This is a genomic window from Wansuia hejianensis, from assembly GCF_014337215.1.
In the GTDB taxonomy this organism is placed as follows: domain Bacteria; phylum Bacillota; class Clostridia; order Lachnospirales; family Lachnospiraceae; genus Scatomonas; species Scatomonas hejianensis.
In genome coordinates this window covers 1,383,382-1,405,103 of sequence record NZ_CP060635.1, presented here as the reverse complement: position 1 = coordinate 1,405,103, position 21,722 = coordinate 1,383,382, and the positions used below count along the sequence as shown (strand labels likewise).

The following is a 21,722-nucleotide window of genomic DNA, read 5'->3' as shown; positions in this document are numbered from 1 at the left end:
CCCCACTTGTTATTCAGTATAACATACTGTCTAACAAATGGGGTGCAGTTCAATTACCGGCAGCTCCTTTATTTTCCGGAAAGGTCAAAAATTGTCAATTGGTCTTCTCTGAAAGAAACGGCTTTTCTTTCCCTGATGATATCGCCAGGCTGGGTGCTCCCGTACAGCAGAGGAGAGCGGGGATCGTGGGATTGATAATTTCTCCGCAGCGCCGCGGGGCTGTGGTTGGCGTAGCAATAGAGGCAACCATTCCGGCAGCTGTTGTAAGCTCCAATATCAATGCTTGACGCACAGCCGCATTCCGGGCGCTGGCCGGTATCCCGGCCGACAGACAGGCGGCAGCCGCCGATCCTCTCTAAGAGAGATTTGTCAATGCAGCAGCCGTGAGGGATTCCGAGAAATTCACTGTCAAGGGCCTCAGCGCAGGTATTCAGGCGGAAGCCGTGTGCCGCCGCTGTCTCAGAGAAGCGTTCCAGGAGTTCCAGCTGCTGGCCGGCGGAAGATGGATGAATCCGGAGCGGACGGGTGGCCGTAAAAGTATTGCTGTAGTAATCCAAAAAGCTCACCGTACAGGTCTCCATGCAGCCTTCCAGTTCTGAGGCCAGAAACCTGAAGCAGCGGCTATGGTATTCCAGCGTATAAGTATCGCTGAAGAAGACAGGGTCATACCGCCAGATCACCCGTTCTCTTCCGAGCAGAGAAGCAAGCTTCCGAAAAGCGGGAATCAGGACAGATTTCTTGGAAGGAAGGCCGGGCTCTGCGTCTTTTCCATAAGGGGTAAGGGTGAACTGAAAATAATAGCTGTATGGTTCCAGCACGGGGTCCTTTAACCGGTTCAGCATGGGCGCCGGGTTTTTCGTCCAGAAGACAATTCCGTCGACCACGCCGGGAGACAGGCTGACCTTCCCCACCTGCTTCTGGTTGACAGGATTTCTCACGAGAACATTTCCCTCTTCCAGACGGTGAAAGAACCAGTCGGAATAGTAAGACGGTATGTCGGTTCTGCGGCTGGCGCTGATGATCATCGGTTTCTCCTTTCAGTTTATTAGCCGTTCATTCCGGACAGGTACACTGTGACTGTTCCAGACGGGAATGGGGAGGAAGGATGATAAACCTTTCGGAGTCCCATTGGCCTGAGAGCAGTTCCTTCAGATAGTCTATGGTGCCGGGAAGCTGGATGTAGGAAAGATCCAGCTTCCTGGCTATTTCCTGTGTCTCGGCAATTGCCTTCTTCATGTCGAAGCATCCGGTGTCTATGAGCGCCAGGTTCCGGTAATTCTGAAACATGGTATCGAAGATTTCCTGCCCCAGCTCCGGTCCGTATTTGTGGATCGTGTATTCGTATTCCTTCCAGATATTCCGCTCGCCTTCCAGCCAGCCTTCGGTCATAAAATAGGTGCTGCCGGTGGCTGACTGCTCTTTGCGGCGGCTGACTGAGCCGAGAAGCAGAGAGATGCAGTCGTCGATGCGGGGCATAACAAGCTGGAAGTCATGAGTCTGGATTCCGGCCACTGAGTTCCCGCAGAAACCCATGGCGAGGAGGACCGTATCGCAATCTGTACATTGGTCGAGGAGGTCCTGCAGGGTGTTATGCAGTTTTTTAGGAAAATTGTGGAGCCCTGATTCGATCCAGCGGATCTCACAGGAATAACCGCAGGCAGACATCGCGGCTGCCAGTTCGTTTTGCAGGGTTTTACAAGCAACAATGATTGTACTCATAATAATCTCCTTCTAAAGTCGGTGTCCTGACATTCCATTCAGCTGCCCGTAGGGCTGTTTTACGTAAAACAGTGCGTAGCCGGCCAGACAGTCGTCCTGTTGGATGAAAAAACGTTCAATCAGAAGCAGAGGTTCACCTATGTCGCACTGCATGGTATCCGCCAGCTTCTCGTCTGCCGCAACGGCAGAAATACGGATACTGGTATACATGGAATAGGTGTCCATCTTGGGCAGGGTGATATCGGGAAAAACAGCGTAATTCAGTTCATTCTCCACGGAAGGGTGCGCCCGTTCATAGGGAAGATACTTTTTGCTGTAGGCGATGATTGCCCCGTCAGGATTGATTGTGAGCTGTTCGAATTCGATGACGACCTGCGAAGGGGAAATATCCAGCGCTTTTTGCACACGTTCATCCGGAAGCGTTCCATGGATATCCTTATACTGGGTGGTACATCCCTCGAAATACTCTGTAAAATTCACGGTAAAGTCGCTGTGGCGCGGTGTACAGACAAAATAACCGATCTTTGGGCGTGAATAAATCAGCCCTTCAGATTCCAGCTCCTTCAGGCCTTTGCGTACAGTTTCCCTGCTGGCATGGAATTCGGTACACAAATGACTTTCAGAAGGAAGCATTTCTCCCGGGAGAAACGACCCGTTAAAAATTTTAGAGCGCAGCTGTTTATAAATTGTGCTGTACAGAGGTCTCTTTTTAGTTGTTTTTGGCATAAGAATTCTCTATCACTTTCTTACAGAAGTCTACGGTATAAATAGTATCATAACCCCAGTTGTCGGCGCCGGTCTGCGTGCAGAGCTGCTCGCTGGCGCACTGGCCGCCGATGTAAATAATAGTATCCCTGCGGCCGGGTTCGGCGTTTAATTCTTTCATGGTCCTGGCGACGGCTGAGACGGATGCGCTCAGCAGGCCGCTTAACAGGATGATGTTCGGATGATAGGTTCGTAAGGCGTGTACAAAGCGCTGAGGCTTCACATCCACGCCGAGATCTATCACTTCGAAGCGTTCTGAGCGGAGCAGGCTGACGACAATATCCTTGCCGATATCGTGGATATCACCTTCGACAACGCCAATCACAGCCCGTCCTACAGGACGCGGATCTCCGGATTCTAGGGGAGGGATCAGAAGAGACAGCGCATGCTGGTAGATCATTCCTGACACGATCAGGTCAGCAATAAAATATTCGCCGTCTTCAAAATAGCTTCCCACCTCTTCAGAACCTTCTGTCAGGCATTTCCGAATGGCTGCGTGGGAGTAGCCTGATGCAAGCATTATTTGTACATACTTAAGAACGTTTTCTTCGTCCAGCTCAGCCATCGCTTTTGTTAATTTCTTTTGATAATCCATGCTAATCTCCATATACACGTATTTATTATTCAATTATACCAAAAAATAAAATATATAAAAGTGCTTTTTAACAAAAAAATAAAAAGAGATTGACTTATAAAAAAAATGGGGTATACTACTTGTATAGACAAAGTAAACATACAAAAAAGAAAGGAGGAAGATAAAGGGTGATAATCATAGGTGAGAAAATTAACGGAGCGATCCCCAGTGTCAAAGAGGCGATCGCACAGAGAAACGCCGATTTGATATGCCAGAGAGCGATTGCCCAGACAGAGGCGGGCGCCCATTATATCGACTGCGCTCCGAGTACGGCGCCGGACCAGGAATATGACGCCATGGTATGGCTGATCGGCCTGATCCAGGAAGTTACCGGTACGCCTGTCTGTATCGACAGCCCCAACGCGAAGCTGCTGGCAAGGATTATTGAAGAGGGCCATCTGAAGAAGCCGGGTATGGTGAATTCTGTCAATGAAGAAGGAGATAAATGCGAGACCATTTTTCCGCTGATCGCGGGCACAGAATGGAATGTTCTGGGCCTGACCTGCGACAAGGACGGTATACCCGCCCAGGTGGATAAGAAGCTCGACATAGCAAAACGGATCATTGATAAAGCGGTTAAATACGGAGTTGCGCTGGATCATCTGCACATCGATCCCTGCGTAATGGCATTATCCACAATGCCATCTTCGATGAAGGATTTTGAGCAGTGTATTATTGGAATCCATGAGTATGCTCCGGAGGTAAAGGTGACGGGAGCGATTTCCAACATCAGCTTTGAAATGCCAGCCAGAAAATACATCAACTCGAATTGTATGGCCTACGCCATCCGGGCGGGACTCGACTCTGCGATCATGGATCCCTGCAATGTGGACATGATGAGCACTGTATATGCCTGCGAAGCGCTGTGTATGTTTGATAAAGGCGGAAGAAAATACAACAGAGCTTACAGGAAAGGTATGATTGGAAAGAAACAAAAATAGGAGGAATTTTACCGTGATTGAATTTGAAGCTTTGGCAGAAGCAATGGGAGACCTGGATGAAGATGTGATGGTCGAAAGCCTGACACAGGTCATGGACGAAGGGGGTGCAGACGCACAAAAAGCCCTGGAAGCATGTCAGAAAGGTATGGATATTGTCGGAAAGCTGTTTGAGGATGGAGAGTATTTTGTCGGAGATCTGATTTACGCGGGAGAGCTGATGACAAAAGCCGTTGATATCCTGAAGGATGCTCTGGTGACAGGCGGCGATTCCGGAGAAAAGAAGACGAAAATGATTCTCTGCACCGTAAAAGACGATCTGCACGATATAGGGAAGAACATCGTGAGATCCATGCTGGAAGCAGCCGGCTTTGACGTAATGGATTTGGGGATCGACGTTCCGGCAGGGAAGATTGTGGAGACTGCGAAAAAAGAGGATATCCACATCATCGGCTTGTCTGGGGTGCTGACTCTGGCAATCGATTCCATGAAGAATACTGTCGACGCGTTCAAGGAAGCGGGGATGCGGGATCAGGTCAAGATTGTGATTGGCGGGGCACCGGTAAATGCGGAGGTTTGCGAACAGACAGGCGCAGACGCGTGGGCGAGCAGCCCCCAGACCACCATTCATTACTGCAAGGAGTGGGAGCAGGCTTTAGCATAAAATTTTGTGAGGTTTGAAGGAGGATTTTATGAGTAAAGGGTTACAATCAGCTAAATCTATCAGTAAGTTTACCAAATGGATGGTCATAGCGATCATCAGTTCAGGCGCCTATGTGGTTTATCTGACATATCTGGCGAGATATTCGTTCTATGACCAGGTAATTGACGGCCTGAAGATTTCCAACACTCAGCTGGGTGTTCTGTACGGGTTATATGGGACAACGGCAACGATTGCGTATTTTCCGGGAGGCGTCCTGGCAGATAAGATCAGAGTAAAATACTTGGCGACGCTGGGCTTCGCCATGAGTGCGGTGCTCACCTTCTGGTATTCAACGGTTCCCAGCTATGCGGAACTGAAGGTGATTTTCCTGCTGTTCGGTTTGTGTACCACATTGATTTTCTGGGGAATCCGTTACAAGGCAATCCGCCTTGTCAGCACCGAGGAAAATTATTCGACGGCGATCGGGTTTTCTTATGGAATTGTCGGCGTCGTAGGTCTCGTCGTAAGCTTTGTATCCATCGGGATTTTTGGCCTGTTCACAAATGCGACGGCAGGTTTCCACACTGTTTTAATGTTCTATGCAGCCATTAATGCGATATTTGCAGTGCTTTCCTTCATTTTCATTCCGAAGTTTGAAGATGAATTCGCTGGGGAACGCAAGAAATTCAACTTCAGCGAAGTGGTTCAGGCGTTTAAACATCCGGGCGTATGGCTCACGACCTTATGTATGTTCTTCATCTACACCATTTACACTTCCCTGGCTTATACGGTTTCGTTCCTGACAGCGATTGGAGCAGCTGCTGCCATAGCATCTATCGTAGGAACGATCAGGACATATGGGACCAGCCTTTTCTCTTCACCGATCGTAGGAGGCATTGCGGAGAAGAAGACACCGTCCAGAACCATTGTAGTGTGTACGGCTATTACGGGGGTTTGTCTCGCAATTATGGCTTTTGCGCCGAAGTCGCAGAGCTTGATCATTCCGTCCGTCATACTGATTATCGTGCTTTCCTTCTTCCTGAACGGCGCTTATGGAGTGACCTCCTCCATGATGACCGAGACAAAGGTGCCGGCTGCGATTTTTGGTTCTGCGTCGGGAATACTCTCTGTCATTGGATTCGTTCCGGACATGTTCGTATCTCCGATCGCCGGCAAATGGCTGGATACATATGATACAGCGGGAGCGTATACGAGGATTTTCGCAGTTCTCGCGGTGAGTGCGGTATGTGCGCTGATCTGCGCATTGCTGGTGAGGGTTTATAAAAGGAAATTGGCTGAAAAAGCGGCTAAGTGAGAGAGGATGCAGTTTCACTAAGATTTGATTATGGGAGAAAAAATTGATGGAATTAGAAAAATTTTTCTTTACAGAGGAAGACGCGGACTTTGTCCATGAACAATCTCTGAAAGTGCTGGCTGAGACAGGATGTGTCTTTGACGATGACAAGGCCATTGAGATCTTTAAAAAGCACGGGGCTAAAGTTGACGGGGTTACCGTATATTTTACGAAAGAACTGATTGATAAAGCTCTGTCCACGGTGACAGATTCCTTCGAGATCTACAGGCCGGACGGAACACTGTATTCCATGGGTAAGGGAAGCAAATCAATGTGTGCCGCGGGAAGCCCTCCGTACATATTGGACAATGACCAGTTTCGGTTTGCAGTCATGGATGACTATGTTAAAATCTGCAAGCTGGTACAGACAAGCGACTGCCTGGACATGACACATCTGAATCTGTGCGATGTGTATGATATTGACCGGAACGAGAGAGCGTATCATATGATGGCGGCACTGCTGAAATACACAACGCTGCCGATCTCAATAACGTCTCTGATGACTGCGAAAGAAGATACCGGTATGATCGCGGGCAACCTGATAGATATGGTATCACGGTTTATCGGCGTAAATGACGGCCATGTGCTGATCGGATGTGTGAGCCCGATCTCACCCCTGGCATATATCAAGGAGGCGTTGGACGCCCTGTACGTTTACTGCGAGAGAAATCAGCCGATCCAGCTGGCCACCTGTTCCCTGCCGGTTCTGACGAGCCAGGCTTCGCTGCTGGGGACAGTCATCCAGAACAATGCGGAGCTGCTGGCGGCAATCACGCTGATTCAGCTGATTAAACCGGGACTTCCGGTATTTTATGGGAATACTTCCACTTCGACGAATCTCAGAAAAGTGTCCATGTCTCTTGGATCAAGTGAGACAGCTCTGATCTCTCTTGCTACAGCGAAGATGGCGAAATATTACCATATGCCATTCCGGACCTCGGGCGCCCTGAATGATGCGGTGGACATCGACTATCAGGCGGGCGTGGAATCCACTCTGAATCTGATGTGCGGCGCTTTGAGCGATGTGGATCTGGTTTATTTTGCAGCGGGCATGCTCAGCGGATTTAATGTTACCTCCCTTGAAAAATATGTGGTGGATGAGCAGCTGATCAAGATGGTGAAGCGGCTGTACAAAGGAATGGCCATCGATAAGACAAAAGACTATACGGCTGAGATTAATAAGGTAGGACCCAGAGGAAGCTTCCTGAGAGGAAGGACGCCGAAGGAATACCGCGCGGAGCATTTTGTTCCAGATATATTTGTAAAACAAGATTACAAGTCCTGGGAATCGGAAGGAAGCGTCAGCATCAAAGAAAAGGCTTCCCAGGTAGTGAAACAGCGTCTGGAGGGTTATCAGGCACCGGATATTTCAGCAGAACAGCTGGCAATCATTGAAAAATACCTGTAATTGAAATGACGGCAACCCATTCGGATTGCCGTCATTTACTCGATTGAGGGAAAATGTCCTGAAGTTTCAGTACGACTTTCAGTTGTAATATTCAGTAGAAGAGACTAAAATGATTATAATGATATTTATTGCTCAGTATCGGATTATCACGGAGAAAAAAGATGATTGAATACAAGAATGTTAAAAAGTATTTTGGCGACCAGTTAATCATCCATGACGTCAGCATGACTGTGAATGAAGGAGAGTTTGTTGTAATCATCGGGCCTTCAGGATGCGGAAAGACGACGACCATCAAGATGCTGAACCGTCTGGTGGAGGCTTCTGAAGGGGATATCCTGATTGATGGCGTTAATAATAGAAAAATGGATCTGATACAGCTCAGGACTAGAATCGGGTATGTGATCCAGCAGATAGGCCTTTTTCCCAATATGACAGTGGAAGAGAATATATCAGTAGTCCCTCAGATCATGAAATGGGAGAAGGGAAGAACTGCCCAAAGGGTCAGAGAACTGATGGCTATGGTGAATATGCCATATGAACAATATGCGAAAAAATATCCGCGCCAGCTGTCCGGAGGACAACAGCAGCGGATCGGAGTTCTGCGGGCAATGGCGGTAAACCCGCCGATCATCATTATGGACGAGCCCTTTGGCGCGCTGGACCCTATAACGAGAGAGATCCTGCAGAATGAAGTTAAGAAGATACAGAAGAATCTGCACATCACCGTCCTGTTCATCACACATGATATGCACGAGGCAATGAAGCTCGCGGACAGGATCGTATTCATGGATCAGGGACGGATCCTTCAGGAGGCCACTCCCGGTGAGATGGTGCGGCATCCGGCAAATGAGACGGTTGCCCAGTTCATACGGCTGCAGGAAGTCAGGACCGAAGAGGGGCAGAAGGCAGCGGGAGAACTCATGCAGCCTGTTGCTGGACCTGTGGTGTCTGAGGGAGCGGTCTTCGTGCAGGAGAGCGACACCCTGGAGACGATCGGGAAGAATTATGATTTGTCTAACAGCAGGAAGATCTATGTGCAAGACCAGTCAGGCTCTGTGACAGGAGAAATTACGGTAGAGAGCCTGATCCTCAATTCTCTCAGGCAGGTGTGATATGCAGGAATTTATTGATAAATATGCGGAAAAATTAGGAGTTGCCATTCTACAGCATATCGGCTATGTGCTGGTGAGTGTGGGAATCGCGGTTGTGATCGCGCTGGTTTTGGCGGGCGCTCTGTCGAGGATCCGGAAGGCTGCCAGGGTTATCATACCGGTGATCAGCGTGTTCCAGACGATTCCCGGCATTGTATTTATCGGTTTGCTGATGCTCAGGCTGGGAATGACAAAGGTTACAGTGATATTCGCATTGAGCGTTTACGCCATCTTCCCCATTCTGAAGAATGCGTATCAGGGATTGGTGGATGTGGACCCGAGTATGATAGAGGTCGCTCAGGGCTGCGGAATGAACCGCAAGCAGATATTTTTCCGGGTGGAGCTTCCGCTCGCTATGCCGGCGATATTTTCCGGTATCCGCATGTCGATCATCTATACGGTGAGCTGGGCGATCCTCGCGGCGATGATTGGACAGGGCGGTCTGGGTGAATTCATATACAGGGGGATCGATGCAAACGTCAAAGAATACATCGTGATCGGTTCGATACCTATAGCTATTTTAGCGGTAGTATTTCGTCTGTTAATAGACAAGCTGGAAAAAATAATTGTTTCGAAAGGAATTCAAGGGGATTAAATGAGTCTAGAACTGGTTCTTGAACATTTATACTTAGTGGCAATTTCCTGCGTGGCTGTAATAGCGGTGGGTATCCCTCTGGGCATCTTCACATATTATCATGCCAGGGTAGGGAAGATAGTCCTTACAATAGTAGATCTGATCCAGACTGTGCCGGTCCTCGCCGTGATGGGTCTGCTCATGACTGTTTTCGGGGCGAACTCTGTTACGGTCATCATCGCCATGATACTCTATTTGCTGCTGCCCGTGGTTCGCAATACGAATACAGGGCTGAATCATGTGAATCCGCTGCTGAAGGAGACAGCGGACGCTATGGGAATGAGCGGCAGGCAAAAGCTGATGAAGGTAGAATTCCCTCTGGCATTTCCATTTATTCTGACGGGCATCCGCATCACCGTGGTCAATGCGGTGGGAGTGGCTGTGTTTGGGACGTTTGTCGGCGGCGGCGGGCTGGGCAGCATTTTATACCGGGGAATCCGGATACAGAACCTGAATTTAATACTGGAAGGGACATTGGCACTGATCGTAATATCCATGTGCTTTGATTATCTTCTGGGATTCTTTGAGAAAAAGATACGGAGGTTATTATGAGAAAATGGAAGAATCGGGTATTTCTGTTTTTTTCCTGTTTTGTACTGGGCTGTAATCTGGCCGGTTGTTCGGGTAAAAAAAACGAAAATACAATTACCGTCATCGACGGTGATTTTGCAGAAATGAAATTTTTTACCCAGGTTGCGAAAATCCTGATCGAAGACCAGACCACGCTGAAGGTGAATGTGCAGGATTCTATGGCCAGCAGCCTGGCGTTTGAGCAGATCAAATCAGGTAAGATGGATATTTATATGTCTTATGACGGTTCTCTTCTGGCTGCATATCTGGGCAAGGATCCGTCTGACGTCCCTGAAGGGACATCCCTGTATGATTATGCCAATCAGCTGGGACAGGAGACCGCAAATGTCATGCTGACTCCAAAGCTCGGTGAAGAGAATACATATATTATCGCAGTGAATAAAGAGCTGGCTGATAAATACGGTCTGGAATGTGTCAGTGACCTGAAAGAGTACGCGCCATCCCTGGTTTTTGCCGCAGAACATGAATTCTTTGACGAGGGATCGACCCACTATGACGCGTTTGTGGATTTCTATGGCCTTTCTTTTAAAGAAGGCACAACCATAGACAGGGGCCTGAAATATACGGGAATGAGTTCCGGTAATATGGACGTGACAGTCGTGTATACAACAGACGGCTTGAACCGCAAGTTTGACCTGGTCACCCTGGAAGACGACAAGAATTTCTTCCCGGAATACAACGGCGCTTATCTGGTGCGTGCGGACTTATACGAGGATCATCCGGAATTGGAGGGGGTGTTCGCTTCCCTGGAAGGGAAATTTACGAACGAACTGTGTACTGAGATGAATTACCGCATCGATGTGGAAAATGAAGATCCCCATGAGGCTGCCTATGATTTCCTGAAGGATAACGGGCTTATATCCTGAGAAAATGATAGTGTTTTGAGGCCGGTTAAGGTATGGTTACCGGGACGAAAAGCAGCGGGAGGCGTTCAGCCGTTCCGCTGCTTTTTGTCCCGGTATTCATGCTAAAATCCAAATATCTTGAAATTCTTGAAGGTTAATGCTAAAATAAACTATTATGGGCTTACTATTTAACGGTTGAGTCCGGAGAGGAGCAGATTAAAATGAGAACTTTTGGAAAATCCTCGAAGCTGGATCACGTTTTATATGATGTCCGCGGACCGGTTGTAGAAGAAGCTGCCAGGATGGAGGAAGAGGGAAAGAAGATCCTGAAGCTGAATATCGGGAATCCCGCTCCTTTTGGTTTTTCAGCGCCGGATGAGGTCATTGAAGATATGATGCAGAATGTCAGAGACTGTCAGGGGTATTCTGACTCGCGGGGTATTTTCTCAGCCAGGAAGGCGATCATGCAGTATTGCCAGCTGAAGGGGATTCCAGGCGTGATGATGAATGATATTTACACAGGCAACGGCGTCAGTGAGCTGATTAACTTGTCCATGCAGGCCCTTCTGGACGACGGGGATGAGGTTCTTATTCCAGCGCCGGACTATCCGCTGTGGACAGCTTGTGCGACGTTGGCTGGCGGGAAGGCAGTTCATTATATCTGCGACGAACAGGCTGATTGGAATCCGGACATTGACGATATCAGGAAAAAGATTACTGACAGGACGAAAGCGATAGTGATCATCAATCCCAATAATCCCACAGGCGCCTTGTATCCTAGAGAAGTTCTGGAGCAGATCGTGCAGGTGGCACGGGAACATGAGCTGATGATTTTTTCAGATGAGATTTATGACCGTCTTGTAATGGACGGGCTGAAGCATCTGTCGATTGCATCTCTGGCTCCGGACCTGTTCTGTGTGACTTTTTCCGGGCTGTCTAAATCGCACATGATTGCGGGCTTCCGCGTGGGCTGGATGGTTTTGAGCGGCGCCAAGGAGAAAGGCAGGGATTATATCGAAGGCCTGAACATGCTTTCTAACATGCGGCTCTGTTCTAATGTGCCGGCACAGTCGGTGATCCAGACGGCGCTTGGTGGTTATCAGAGCGTGGAAGAGTACATTTCACCCGGTGGAAGGATCTATGAGCAGAGAGAATTTATTTACAATGCGCTGAGGGATATTCCGGGGATAACGGTCGTGAAGCCGAAAGCGGCCTTTTACATTTTTCCGAGGCTGGACAGGACAAAATTTAATATTTCTGACGATGAGCAGTTTGCGCTGGACTTTCTTCATGAGAAGCAGGTTCTTGTGGTGCATGGCGGCGGATTTAACTGGGGAGAGCCGGACCATTTCCGGGTCGTGTACCTGCCGGATATCCGGACGCTGAAGCATGCGGCCGCTCAGCTGGGAGATTTCCTGGCAGGATACAGCCAGGCATGAACAGAGAATGCGTAAGCACAGGAGGAAAGGAATGTCTGAAAAAAAGAAGATAGAGGTATGCCAGGAATACTGTGTTCATGAACATATCACGAGGCAGGAGATTCCTTCTGACGATGAGCTTTACCGGTTGTCAGAATTGTTCAAAACCTTTGGCGACGTGACCAGAATCCGGATTTTAACAGCACTGTCCAAACAGGAGCTGTGCGTCTGCGATATAGCGGACCTTTTGGGTATGAGCCAGAGTGCCATATCACATCAGCTTCGCGTCCTGAAGCAGCAGGAGCTGGTGAAATTCCGCAGGGACGGTAAGACAGTTTTCTATTCCCTGGCGGATTCTCATGTATACACTATTCTGGCACAGGGATTACAGCATGTGAACGAATGAGGAGGGCGATTAACAGGTTAACAGCAATAGGAAAGGAGATAGACTGAATGAGTTTTAAGATGAAAGCAACACCGGAGATCATAGAGCTGACAGATGTCTGCGTCGAGAATTCGACGATGGACGTCGCATTATATGGGAAATATGACGTGAAAAGAGGGCTGAGAGATATTAGCGGAGCCGGCGTCCTGGCCGGGCTGACGCAGATATCCGATGTGGTATCTTTTAAGAATATCGACGGGGTGAAGGCACCCTGTGAAGGAGAATTATACTACCGGGGAATTAATATCGCACAACTGACGAAGGGGTTCCTGAGTGAGGGCAGGATGGGATTTGAAGAGACTGCTTACCTGCTGCTGTTCGGCTCGCTGCCGACGGAGGAGCAGCTGGCTGCCTTTGAGGGAATATTGAAAGCACAGCAGTCTCTGCCGAAGAATTTCGTGAGGGATGTTGTCATGAAAGCGCCCAGCAGGGATATGATGAACACCCTGGCCAGAAGCGTGCTGACGCTGTACGCTTATGATCCTCTGGCGGATGATATCACTCTTCCGAACGTGCTGCGCCAGTGTCTGACGCTGATCGCAGTCTTTCCTATGCTGTCTGTCTACGGATATCAGGCATATAATCATTACATTATGGGCAAAAGCCTGTACATTCACAATCCTTCTAAGAAACTTTCCACTGCTGAGAACATATTGCGGATGCTGAGACCGGATAAGAAATATACCAAGACAGAGGCGATGGTGCTGGATCTTGCGCTGGTGCTGCACATGGAGCACGGCGGCGGCAATAACTCCACATTTACGACTCATGTGGTGTCTTCCTCAGGCACGGATACTTATTCAGCGATTGCCGCGGCGCTGGGATCTCTGAAGGGGCCCAAGCATGGCGGCGCGAACATAAAGGTCGTCCGCATGTTTGACGATATGAAGAAAAATATCGGCGACTGGACAGATGAAGAAGAGGTAGGGAATTATCTCCGGAAGCTGCTGCACAAAGAAGCTTTCGACAATAGAGGGCTGATCTATGGGATGGGCCACGCGGTTTATTCCATTTCGGATCCCCGGGCATGTATATTTAAGAAGTTTGTGGAAAAACTGGCGAATGAAAAGGGAAGAGAAAAGGATTACCAGCTATATGCCATGGTAGAACGCCTGGCGCCGAAGATCATCGGCGAAGAGCGCCACATCTATAAAGGTGTCAGCGCAAATGTGGACTTTTACAGCGGCTTTGTCTACAGCATGCTGGATCTTCCGCTGGAGCTGTATACGCCCATGTTCGCCTGTGCCCGTATCGTCGGGTGGAGCGCGCACCGGATGGAGGAGCTGATCAACACCGACAAGATCATCCGTCCGGCTTATAAAAATGTGAAAGAAAAAGAGCCGTATGTACCGATAGGAGAGCGTTCTTAAAGAACGCTCTTATTAAGGAGGATTTCAATGAAAGAAGCAGGACTGATACTGGAGGGAGGAGCGATGCGGGGGATTTTTACGGCAGGGGTCCTGGACTATCTGATGGAACAGGATTGTTACCTTCCTTATGTGGTGGGGGTATCTGCCGGTTCTAGCAATGCGGTTGATTATGTGTCCAGGCAGATTGGACGGACGAGAGACTGTATGGCGATGAAGGAGAAGAGATACCGCTGCGTCAATAAGAACCCTCTCAGGGTGATCAGGACAAGAGAGATTTTTAATATCGATATGGTCTATAACAGATATCCCAATGAGCTGTTTCCTTTTGATTATGACACATATTTTCAGTCAGAACTGGCCTGTGAGCTGGTGGTCACCAACTGTCTGACCGGTCAGGCAGAGTATCTGGACGAACGGAAGGATAAAAAGCGGCTGATGGATATTAACGCGGCTTCCAGCAGTGTGCCAGTCCTGAGCCATATGATACAGGTGGACGGGATGCCGTGCCTGGACGGAGGAATCGCGGACCCGGTTCCCCTCATTCATTCTATGAAAAAGGGCTACCGCAAGAATGTGGTCGTCCTGACCCGGCAGAAAGGGTACCGCAAAAAAGAGAGCCGTCAGGTGAATGCACTCTATAAAACCATGTACCGCAAATATCCGGAACTGGTCAGAACCCTGTGCGGAAGAGTACGGAGATACAATCAAACCATGGACCGCATTGACAAGTGGGAAGAGGAAAGGAAAATTTTCGTGATCCGCCCTCAGGGTCTGACGGTAGGGAGGACGGAACAAGATTATGACCGGCTGATGGAGCTGTACAGGCATGGGTATGAGGAAATGAAGAAGAACTATGGAAGAATGCAGGAATATCTGGGAAATGAGGGGAACAGCCAGTGAAGAAAAAGGGTTTTCTTTCGGCCTTTTATCCTGACGAATGGGTGGATTCCACCTATTCCATTGATTTTGGCGACTGGTATGAGAGAGGCTTCCGGGGAGTGATATTTGATATTGACAATACGCTGGTCCCCCACGGCGCGCCGGCAGACGAACGGGCTCTGGCTCTGTTTGAACACCTTCACGAAACCGGATTTGCCACTTGCCTGATTTCTAATAATCAGCTGCCCAGGGTCAAGCCCTTTGCGGATGCGGTGAAATCAGCATTCGTGGAGGACGCCCATAAACCTTCGACGAAAAATTACCTGAAAGCCTGTGAAATGATGGGACTGGAAAAGGAACGGGTACTCTTTGTGGGCGATCAGTTGTTCACAGACGTCTGGGGAGCCAAAAGGGCTGGTATTTACAATATCCTGGTGAGACCGATCCATCCTAAGGAGGAAATCCAAATTGTATTTAAGCGGAAGCTGGAACGGGTCGTCCTGTATTTCTTCCGGAAACACCGCCCGGCCGCCCGATCGGTAACGGTGATTGAAAGCTATGAGAGCAATGGGAACAGCGGCAAAAAAAGTTGTTGAAAATTACCAGGAAATATTATAGAATAATTAATAGTTATGTTGCGTATAAAATGACGCATATCCCGCAGAGAACCCCGCGCCACGTATTTTGACGGCAGGGAGTTTTGTGCCGGATTGTTATACCCACAGGGCATTCCGCGGTGCATGCACTGTCGGGCGGGTGAACAGCTTCGCTGTTCTACAATGTATACCCACAGGGCACACCGTAACACATGCCCCTAACGGGGCGGGGAAACAGCTCACGCTGTTCCACAATGTATACATTTAAGGAGGAATATCAGGATGGTATCAGCAGGCGATTTCAGAAACGGCATTACCCTCGAGATTGACGGTAACGTTGTTCAGGTAATTGAATTCCAGCATGTAAAGCCAGGGAAAGGTGCAGCGTTCGTCAGAACAAAATTAAAAAATGTTATCAACGGCGGAGTAGTTGAGAAGACCTTCCGCCCTACAGAGAAATTCCCACAGGCCAGGATCGACCGCGTGGACATGCAGTATCTGTATAACGACGGGGATCTGTATTATTTCATGAACGTGGATACGTATGATCAGATCGCTATCAATAAAGAGACAATCGGCGATGCTCTGAAGTTTGTGAAGGAGAACGAGATGGTCAAGGTATGTTCCTACAATGGCAGCGTATTTGCCATTGAAGCTCCGCTGTTTGTAGAACTGGAGATCGTTGATACGGAACCGGGATTTGCAGGCAATACGGCGCAGGGCGCGACCAAGCCGGCTACCGTTGAGACCGGAGCGCAGGTTAATGTACCGTTGTTTGTTAATCAGGGCGATAAGATCAAGATTGATACCAGAACAGGCGAGTATTTGAGCCGCGTCTGATATTCAATTCTATTCTCAAAACGGGAAATTCTCTGCCGGTGCAGGCAGAAGGATGGATCTTTCAAGACGAGGAGAATGTGGCAGTCTCAGGACCGATTGCAGTTCTGAGGCTGTTCACTAAAATCTAATAATATTCATTTCAGTTATTCAACGTCGAACATCCCATTACAGATTAATTTTTATATTTGCTTCATCATGTCAGCATCCGCCTGCAAAGGGGCTGTTGTGTCTTTTTGCCGCGGAAAAATAAAAGGAGGTAGTGCTATGAACTACGAAATGTTTCAAAATACCCTTGCGGAGGAGGTCAGAAGGCAGTCCGGAGGGGAGGTAACAGTAACCCTGCAGCAGCTTCCCAAGAATAATGGCGTAACTGTAGAGGCGTTGGAAATCCGGGCCGCGGGCGATCTGCTGTCTCCGTCGATTTATATGGACTGCTTTTATGAGCAGTTTTTGAAAGGGGTTTCGGTGACGCATCTGGCGAAGCTGGTAATCGGGCAGTACAGGGAGTTTAAAGAACAGAACAGATTTCCAGAGGATTTTTTTACAGAATTCGGGACCATATCGGAGAATGTCTTTTGTAAAGTGATTAATTATGATAAGAACAGAGAGCTTTTAAAAAATGTTCCCTGCAGACCCTGGCTGGATCTGGCGATCGTCTATTATTATCAGGTGGAAGAAAGCCTGATAGAGGACGCTACGATACTGATCAGGGACTGCCATCTGAAGCGTTGGAAGATTTCAGCCTCAGAGCTGGAAAAACAGGCCTGGGAGAACTCAGTAGAGAAGCTTCCCCCGGTGATCCAGAAGCTGAGCCGGGTGCTCCGGCAGTGGGGAGAGCTGGAGGACGAGGATGAAGAAACACTGAACAGCAATTCTCTCTATCTTTTGACCAACAGCAGAAAATGTCTGGGCGCGGCCTGTATCTGTTATCCGGGACAGGCAGAGGAGATTGCCAAAATCCTGTGTTCTGATTATTATGTATTGCCTAGCAGCATCCATGAATGCCTGATTTTACCCGCTGACGGCCAGTACTCTGCAGAAGAGCTCCAGGATATGGTGAGAGAAATAAACAGTACCCAGCTTCAGCCGCAGGAAGTTCTATCGGACCACGTCTATTATTACGACTGGGCGCTTCACCGGCTGAGCCTGGGTACAGTCCATGAGGATTAACAATTTTAAAATGTATCGGATGCATCCGAGGAACTGGATGTCTGGTTCTGTGAATACTGGCTTTTTGCGTTTTCTTTTGCTTCTTTTACGGCTTCTTTCATGGCCTTGCCCTGTTCAACGGCCTGTTCTCCTTTTTTTGCCAGCGTGTCAACAACCTGTTTTGCAGCTTCTGCAGTGGTGGCCACCGCGCCTACGCCGGCCAGAAAAGTCTTTTTAATTCCATCTTCTAATCCCATAATAAACTCCTTTCACTGGAAGTATCATTTTTATTCTCTGTCCCGGTTAGTATGGCAGATTTGCTGATTTTTTATGCACCGTTGACAATTTTTGTGGTATGTGATATTATTTTATTGTTGTCAAAAAACAGGTGACAGCGAATCAGCGTTTGTAGCTCAGGGGATAGAGCAACGGTTTCCGGTACCGTGTGTCGGGGGTTCGAATCCCTCCAGACGCGGTTTGCCTTAAACAGCCGGATAAATTCATATTTATCCGGCTGTTTTCATTTATGCGGGCAGCAAGCTAAGGGGACAGGCCGGCACATTGGGACGGCGGCTGCCGCATGATCGGGTAGAATTTGTGAAGTGTTTTCCAGCTCGTACAGGAAGCCGTGGGATGCTCACAGGGGATGATAAGGGGAGCAGTTATATGGAAGATAACAAGGATAAGAAGCCAGTGAATAAGGGGAATCCGGTCAGAGAATGGATTTCTGATAACCTGCGGTATATTATTTTGATTGTAGCGATTATCGCTATCGTTGCTGCCGTAATTTTTGGCGTGAGGGTAATATCCTCACATCTGAACAGCAATGAGGACCAGCCATCGCAGAAGAGTACCAGCCAGGAACAGCCGGAGGGCAGTCCGGAGCCAACAGCCGCGCCAAAAGTCACGGATACGCCTGAAGCAACAGCCACGCCGGAGGCCACAGCTACGCCTACGGCAACGCCGACGCCTAGCGAGGAACCAGAGAAGCTGACGGCAGCGGGCAATGGTGTAACGGAGGTAGTGGTCGGCTATTTTAATGCTTTGGCAGGCCGGGACGCAGACACGCTGTCAGCCTTCGTGGACCAGCTGACAGAGGAAGACAAAGCTGCGGTGGAGAATAACCAGTTGATTGAATCATACAGCGGTATCACGGTGTACACCTATCCGGGTCCGGAGAAGGATACGTATGTGGCATTCGCTTCTTATAATTATAAATATAGAGGCTATGATACGGAGATTCCCGCTCTGACTCAGCTGTATTTATATAAGAAAGAGGATGGAAAGCTGTGTATTGCTTCTGAGGTGACTGAAGAAACCGTGAACGGCTATATCAGCCAGATCCTGGAGAAGGAAGACGTGAAACAGCTGATAGCAGATACTCAGGAAGATTATGAGAACGTTTTGAACGCACATGCGGATCTGAAGGCATATGTGAGCAGCTTAAACTGACGGACAAGCCTGCTGCCCTGTGGAGCTGTTGTCCGGGAGTTATCTTAAATAAGTGGAATCTATGAGTCTCCGCATGGAAGCATGCTCCGTTTCATGGCTGCCGGCCGGGGCTTTCATAGTAAATGAACAGGGAATGGTCGAAGGCTGTCTTAAAACAGAAGAAGGTTTTGAGACAGCCTTCCTTTGACGGAAGGTATCGTATGAGGATTAATAAATATTTGAGCGGCTGCGGCCTGTGTTCCAGGCGTGAAGCAGACCGTCTTGTGGAAAAGGGATGTGTCACGGTGAACGGCCGTCAGGCTGCCGCCGGAATGCAGGTGGAAGCGTCAGACCATGTATGCGTCAACGGACGGGAGGTGCATCTGGAAGAGCAGAAGGTCTATCTGAGATTTTATAAGCCCAGAGGAATCGTCTGTACGTCGGACAGGGATGAAAAGAATAATCTGACGGACTTTCTGGACTACCCGAAGCGGATCACCTATGCGGGCCGCCTGGATAAAGAATCAGAGGGGCTGCTGCTTCTGACAGATGACGGGGAGCTGATAGACCGGATGATGAGGGCGAGAAACTGCCATGAAAAAGAATACGAAGTGTCTGTGGACAGGAAAATAAAAGATTCTTTTCTGGAAATAATGAAGAAAGGTATCTATCTGGAAGAGCTGGGAGTGACAACCCGGCCCTGCCAGGCCGTTCGCACCGGGGAAAAGAGCTTCCGGATCATTCTGACCCAGGGGTTAAACCGGCAGATACGGAGAATGTGTGAAGCGGAAGGCTATCACGTCTGTACCCTGAAACGGGTCAGAGTCGTGAATCTGACGCTGGACGGCCTGCGGCCCGGCGAATACCGGGAGCTGACGGAGGCGGAATTGCAAAAGCTTCAGGAGACTGTGAAAAGGCAGGAGATCAAACATGGATGATGCGAAGAGAATGAAAGAGCTTGTTGATAAGCTGAACGAGGCTGCCCGGGCATATTATGCGGAAGACCGGGAGCTGATGAGCAATTACGAATATGATAAATTATACGATGAGCTGGAAGAGCTGGAGCAGAAGACAGGCATGGTACTGGCCAATTCACCTACGGTAAATGTGGGATTTGAGGCGGTGGATGAACTGCCCAAGGAGGTTCACGAGAGTCCCATGCTCTCATTGGATAAGACGAAAGATCTGGAAGCATTGCGCTCCTTCATCGGGGACAGGAAAACGCTGCTGTCCTGGAAGATGGACGGTCTGACGATCGTTTTGACTTACCGGGACGGACGGCTGGACAAGGCGGTCACAAGAGGAAACGGGATTGTGGGAGAAGTAGTGACGAACAATGCCCGCGTATTCGCAAATCTCCCATTGCAGATTCCCTGCAGAGGGGAACTGATTCTGAGGGGAGAAGCTTTCATCACCTACTCAGACTTTGAAAAGATCAACGAAGAGATCGAGGATGTGGACGCCCGGTATAAGAACCCCAGGAATCTCTGCAGCGGTTCTGTACGTCAGCTGAACAATGAAATTACGGCCAGAAGAAGGGTACATTTCTGGGCCTTTGCCCTGGTAAAAGCAGAAGGAGTGGATTTCCATAATTCGCGCCAGGAGCAGATGGACTGGCTTTCCTCCCAGGGATTTGAGACGGTGGAATACAGAGTAGTGGATGGAAAAAGCCTGGATGAGGCCATGGAATATTTTTCAGCGAAGATCGCGGTAAATGATTTTCCCTCTGACGGCCTGGTGGCGATCTATGATGATATCGCTTACGGCGATTCCCTTGGAACGACGGCAAAATTTCCCAGAAATGCCTATGCGTTCAAATGGGCGGATGAGAAGAAAAAGACCCGGCTGCTGGAAATTGAATGGAGCCCGTCGAGGACCGGCCTGATTAATCCCATTGCGATCTTTGAGCCTGTGGAGCTGGAGGGCACCACGGTATCCAGAGCCAGCGTCCACAATATCAGCATCATGAAGGAACTGGAGCTGGGGATCGGTGATGAGATCGAGGTGTACAAGGCCAACATGATTATTCCGCAGATCGCGGAAAATGAGACGCGCAGCGGCGTAAAGGGCATACCGGACAACTGCCCGGCCTGCGGGGAGAACACGCAGATCTCTGATACGAATGGGGTGGAGACGCTTATCTGTACGAATCCAGGCTGTCCGGCTAAGGCGATGAAGGCCTTTACCCTGTTTGTAAGCCGGGATGCGATGAATATTGACGGGATGTCGGAGGCAACGCTGGAAAAATTTATGGCGCACGGACTGGTACACGATTATGCGGACATTTTCGAGCTGGACCGCCACCGTGAGACGATTGTGGCGATGGACGGTTTTGGAGAAAAATCATATGAAAAGCTTTGGCAGGGAATCCAGAAGGCGCGGGATACCACCCTTTCCCGGGTGATCTACGGAATGGGCATCCCTAACATCGGCCTGGCTAACGCGAAGCTGATCTGCAGAGCTTTTGACGGAGATCTGGATCAGATACGGAACGCGACAGTGGAAGAGCTGAGTGCCATTGACGGAATTGGCGGCGTCATTGGAGCCAGTTTCACGGACTGGTGGAAGAAGGAACGGCACGGTGAGATGTTTGACCGGCTGCTGCCTCATCTGAATATCCAGGAAGAAAGCAAAGGGGAAGGGCCGCAGAAGCTGCAGGGTATGACCTTTGTCATCACGGGAAGCCTGTCCCATTTTCCGAACCGGAATGCGCTTAAGGATCGGATCGAGGAGCAGGGGGGCAAGGTGACAGGAAGCGTCACCTCTAAGACGACTTATCTGATCAATAATGATACGGCTTCCAATTCCTCAAAGAACAAAAAAGCCAGGGAACTGGAAATCCCCATTCTGTCGGAAGAAGATTTTATGAAGATGCTGGAATGAACCAGGGAATTGTGTTATACTGGTGAAAG

The 21,722-nt window shown here is 49.1% G+C and carries 23 protein-coding genes and 1 tRNA gene; 19 read left to right on the top strand and 5 right to left on the bottom strand.

Features of this window, described 5'->3' with window-relative positions:
• Positions 1-68: 68 nt before the first annotated feature.
• The 4 genes from H9Q79_RS06500 to H9Q79_RS06485 are packed head-to-tail and all read right to left on the bottom strand — an operon-like array spanning position 69 to position 3,079.
• Positions 69-1,025, bottom strand: a complete 957-nt coding sequence (locus tag H9Q79_RS06500; protein WP_118646913.1) for a DUF1848 domain-containing protein — start codon at positions 1,023-1,025, stop codon at positions 69-71.
• 28 nt (positions 1,026-1,053) lie between these two features.
• Positions 1,054-1,719 carry a DUF1638 domain-containing protein gene (locus H9Q79_RS06495; protein WP_118646911.1) on the bottom strand — a complete coding sequence of 222 codons (666 nt, stop codon included), beginning with the start codon at positions 1,717-1,719 and terminating at the stop codon, positions 1,054-1,056.
• 12 nt (positions 1,720-1,731) lie between these two features.
• Entirely contained in the window at positions 1,732-2,445 is a 714-nt protein-coding gene (locus H9Q79_RS06490; protein ID WP_118646909.1) for a GntR family transcriptional regulator, read from the bottom strand.
• Positions 2,429-3,079, bottom strand: coding sequence for a cobalamin B12-binding domain-containing protein (locus H9Q79_RS06485; RefSeq protein ID WP_249329464.1), 651 nt, complete (start codon positions 3,077-3,079; stop codon positions 2,429-2,431). Before H9Q79_RS06485 ends, H9Q79_RS06490 begins: the two co-directional genes overlap by 17 nt.
• Positions 3,080-3,246: 167 nt before the next feature.
• On the opposite strand from H9Q79_RS06485, the gene H9Q79_RS06480 reads away from it, so the two are divergent.
• The 15 genes from H9Q79_RS06480 to H9Q79_RS06410 all read left to right on the top strand — a co-directional run bounded on the left by H9Q79_RS06480 (position 3,247) and on the right by H9Q79_RS06410 (position 17,400).
• Complete coding sequence (locus H9Q79_RS06480; protein ID WP_118646905.1) at positions 3,247-4,059, top strand: dihydropteroate synthase; 813 nt, start codon at positions 3,247-3,249, stop codon at positions 4,057-4,059.
• A gap of 13 nt (positions 4,060-4,072) precedes the next feature.
• The gene (locus H9Q79_RS06475) at positions 4,073-4,720 is read left to right on the top strand and encodes a cobalamin B12-binding domain-containing protein (RefSeq protein ID WP_118646903.1); all 648 of its coding nucleotides are present in this window, start codon (positions 4,073-4,075) and stop codon (positions 4,718-4,720) included.
• Positions 4,721-4,748: 28 nt separating this feature from the next.
• Positions 4,749-6,014: an MFS transporter gene (locus H9Q79_RS06470; protein ID WP_249329463.1), complete on the top strand. Its 1,266-nt coding sequence runs from the start codon at positions 4,749-4,751 to the stop codon at positions 6,012-6,014.
• A gap of 46 nt (positions 6,015-6,060) precedes the next feature.
• Positions 6,061-7,461 (top strand): trimethylamine methyltransferase family protein, encoded by a 1,401-nt coding sequence (locus H9Q79_RS06465; protein ID WP_249329462.1) that lies wholly within the window; start codon positions 6,061-6,063, stop codon positions 7,459-7,461.
• Positions 7,462-7,622: 161 nt separating this feature from the next.
• Positions 7,623-8,573: an ABC transporter ATP-binding protein gene (locus tag H9Q79_RS06460; RefSeq protein ID WP_249329461.1), complete on the top strand. Its 951-nt coding sequence runs from the start codon at positions 7,623-7,625 to the stop codon at positions 8,571-8,573.
• Position 8,574: 1 nt separating this feature from the next.
• The gene (locus tag H9Q79_RS06455; protein ID WP_249329460.1) at positions 8,575-9,207 is read left to right on the top strand and encodes an ABC transporter permease; all 633 of its coding nucleotides are present in this window, start codon (positions 8,575-8,577) and stop codon (positions 9,205-9,207) included.
• A complete protein-coding gene (locus H9Q79_RS06450) occupies positions 9,208-9,798 on the top strand; it encodes an ABC transporter permease (protein ID WP_249329459.1) in 591 nt (196 codons plus the stop codon).
• Positions 9,795-10,703 (top strand): glycine betaine ABC transporter substrate-binding protein, encoded by a 909-nt coding sequence (locus H9Q79_RS06445; RefSeq protein ID WP_118646885.1) that lies wholly within the window; start codon positions 9,795-9,797, stop codon positions 10,701-10,703. Before H9Q79_RS06450 ends, H9Q79_RS06445 begins: the two co-directional genes overlap by 4 nt.
• A gap of 200 nt (positions 10,704-10,903) precedes the next feature.
• Positions 10,904-12,121, top strand: coding sequence for an aminotransferase class I/II-fold pyridoxal phosphate-dependent enzyme (locus H9Q79_RS06440; RefSeq protein ID WP_249329458.1), 1,218 nt, complete (start codon positions 10,904-10,906; stop codon positions 12,119-12,121).
• Between the two features lie 31 nt (positions 12,122-12,152).
• Positions 12,153-12,506 (top strand): ArsR/SmtB family transcription factor, encoded by a 354-nt coding sequence (locus H9Q79_RS06435; RefSeq protein ID WP_118646883.1) that lies wholly within the window; start codon positions 12,153-12,155, stop codon positions 12,504-12,506.
• Positions 12,507-12,553: 47 nt separating this feature from the next.
• A complete protein-coding gene (locus H9Q79_RS06430) occupies positions 12,554-13,915 on the top strand; it encodes a citrate/2-methylcitrate synthase (RefSeq protein ID WP_118646881.1) in 1,362 nt (453 codons plus the stop codon).
• Between the two features lie 27 nt (positions 13,916-13,942).
• On the top strand, positions 13,943-14,815 hold the full coding sequence (locus H9Q79_RS06425; protein WP_249329457.1) for a patatin-like phospholipase family protein: 873 nt from the start codon (positions 13,943-13,945) through the stop codon (positions 14,813-14,815).
• Complete coding sequence (locus tag H9Q79_RS06420; protein ID WP_249329456.1) at positions 14,812-15,390, top strand: YqeG family HAD IIIA-type phosphatase; 579 nt, start codon at positions 14,812-14,814, stop codon at positions 15,388-15,390. Before H9Q79_RS06425 ends, H9Q79_RS06420 begins: the two co-directional genes overlap by 4 nt.
• A 282-nt stretch (positions 15,391-15,672) precedes the next feature.
• Positions 15,673-16,230, top strand: a complete 558-nt coding sequence (gene efp, locus H9Q79_RS06415; protein WP_118646877.1) for an elongation factor P — start codon at positions 15,673-15,675, stop codon at positions 16,228-16,230.
• A gap of 264 nt (positions 16,231-16,494) precedes the next feature.
• The gene (locus H9Q79_RS06410) at positions 16,495-17,400 is read left to right on the top strand and encodes a DUF5688 family protein (protein ID WP_118646875.1); all 906 of its coding nucleotides are present in this window, start codon (positions 16,495-16,497) and stop codon (positions 17,398-17,400) included.
• A gap of 5 nt (positions 17,401-17,405) precedes the next feature.
• On the opposite strand, the gene H9Q79_RS06405 is transcribed toward H9Q79_RS06410, so the two are convergent.
• Positions 17,406-17,636, bottom strand: coding sequence for a hypothetical protein (locus H9Q79_RS06405; RefSeq protein ID WP_118646873.1), 231 nt, complete (start codon positions 17,634-17,636; stop codon positions 17,406-17,408).
• Positions 17,637-17,781: 145 nt separating this feature from the next.
• On the opposite strand from H9Q79_RS06405, the gene H9Q79_RS06400 reads away from it, so the two are divergent.
• The 4 genes from H9Q79_RS06400 (at position 17,782) to ligA (ending at position 21,693) form a co-directional block, all read left to right on the top strand.
• Positions 17,782-17,854, top strand: a tRNA-Arg gene (locus H9Q79_RS06400).
• A 191-nt stretch (positions 17,855-18,045) separates the two neighbouring features.
• The gene (locus H9Q79_RS06395) at positions 18,046-18,831 is read left to right on the top strand and encodes a hypothetical protein (protein WP_147371481.1); all 786 of its coding nucleotides are present in this window, start codon (positions 18,046-18,048) and stop codon (positions 18,829-18,831) included.
• A 200-nt stretch (positions 18,832-19,031) separates the two neighbouring features.
• On the top strand, positions 19,032-19,748 hold the full coding sequence (locus H9Q79_RS06390) for a pseudouridine synthase (RefSeq protein WP_249329455.1): 717 nt from the start codon (positions 19,032-19,034) through the stop codon (positions 19,746-19,748).
• Positions 19,741-21,693: an NAD-dependent DNA ligase LigA gene (ligA, locus tag H9Q79_RS06385; protein ID WP_249329454.1), complete on the top strand. Its 1,953-nt coding sequence runs from the start codon at positions 19,741-19,743 to the stop codon at positions 21,691-21,693. The genes H9Q79_RS06390 and ligA overlap by 8 nt, the downstream gene beginning before the upstream one ends.
• Positions 21,694-21,722: the final 29 nt, after the last annotated feature.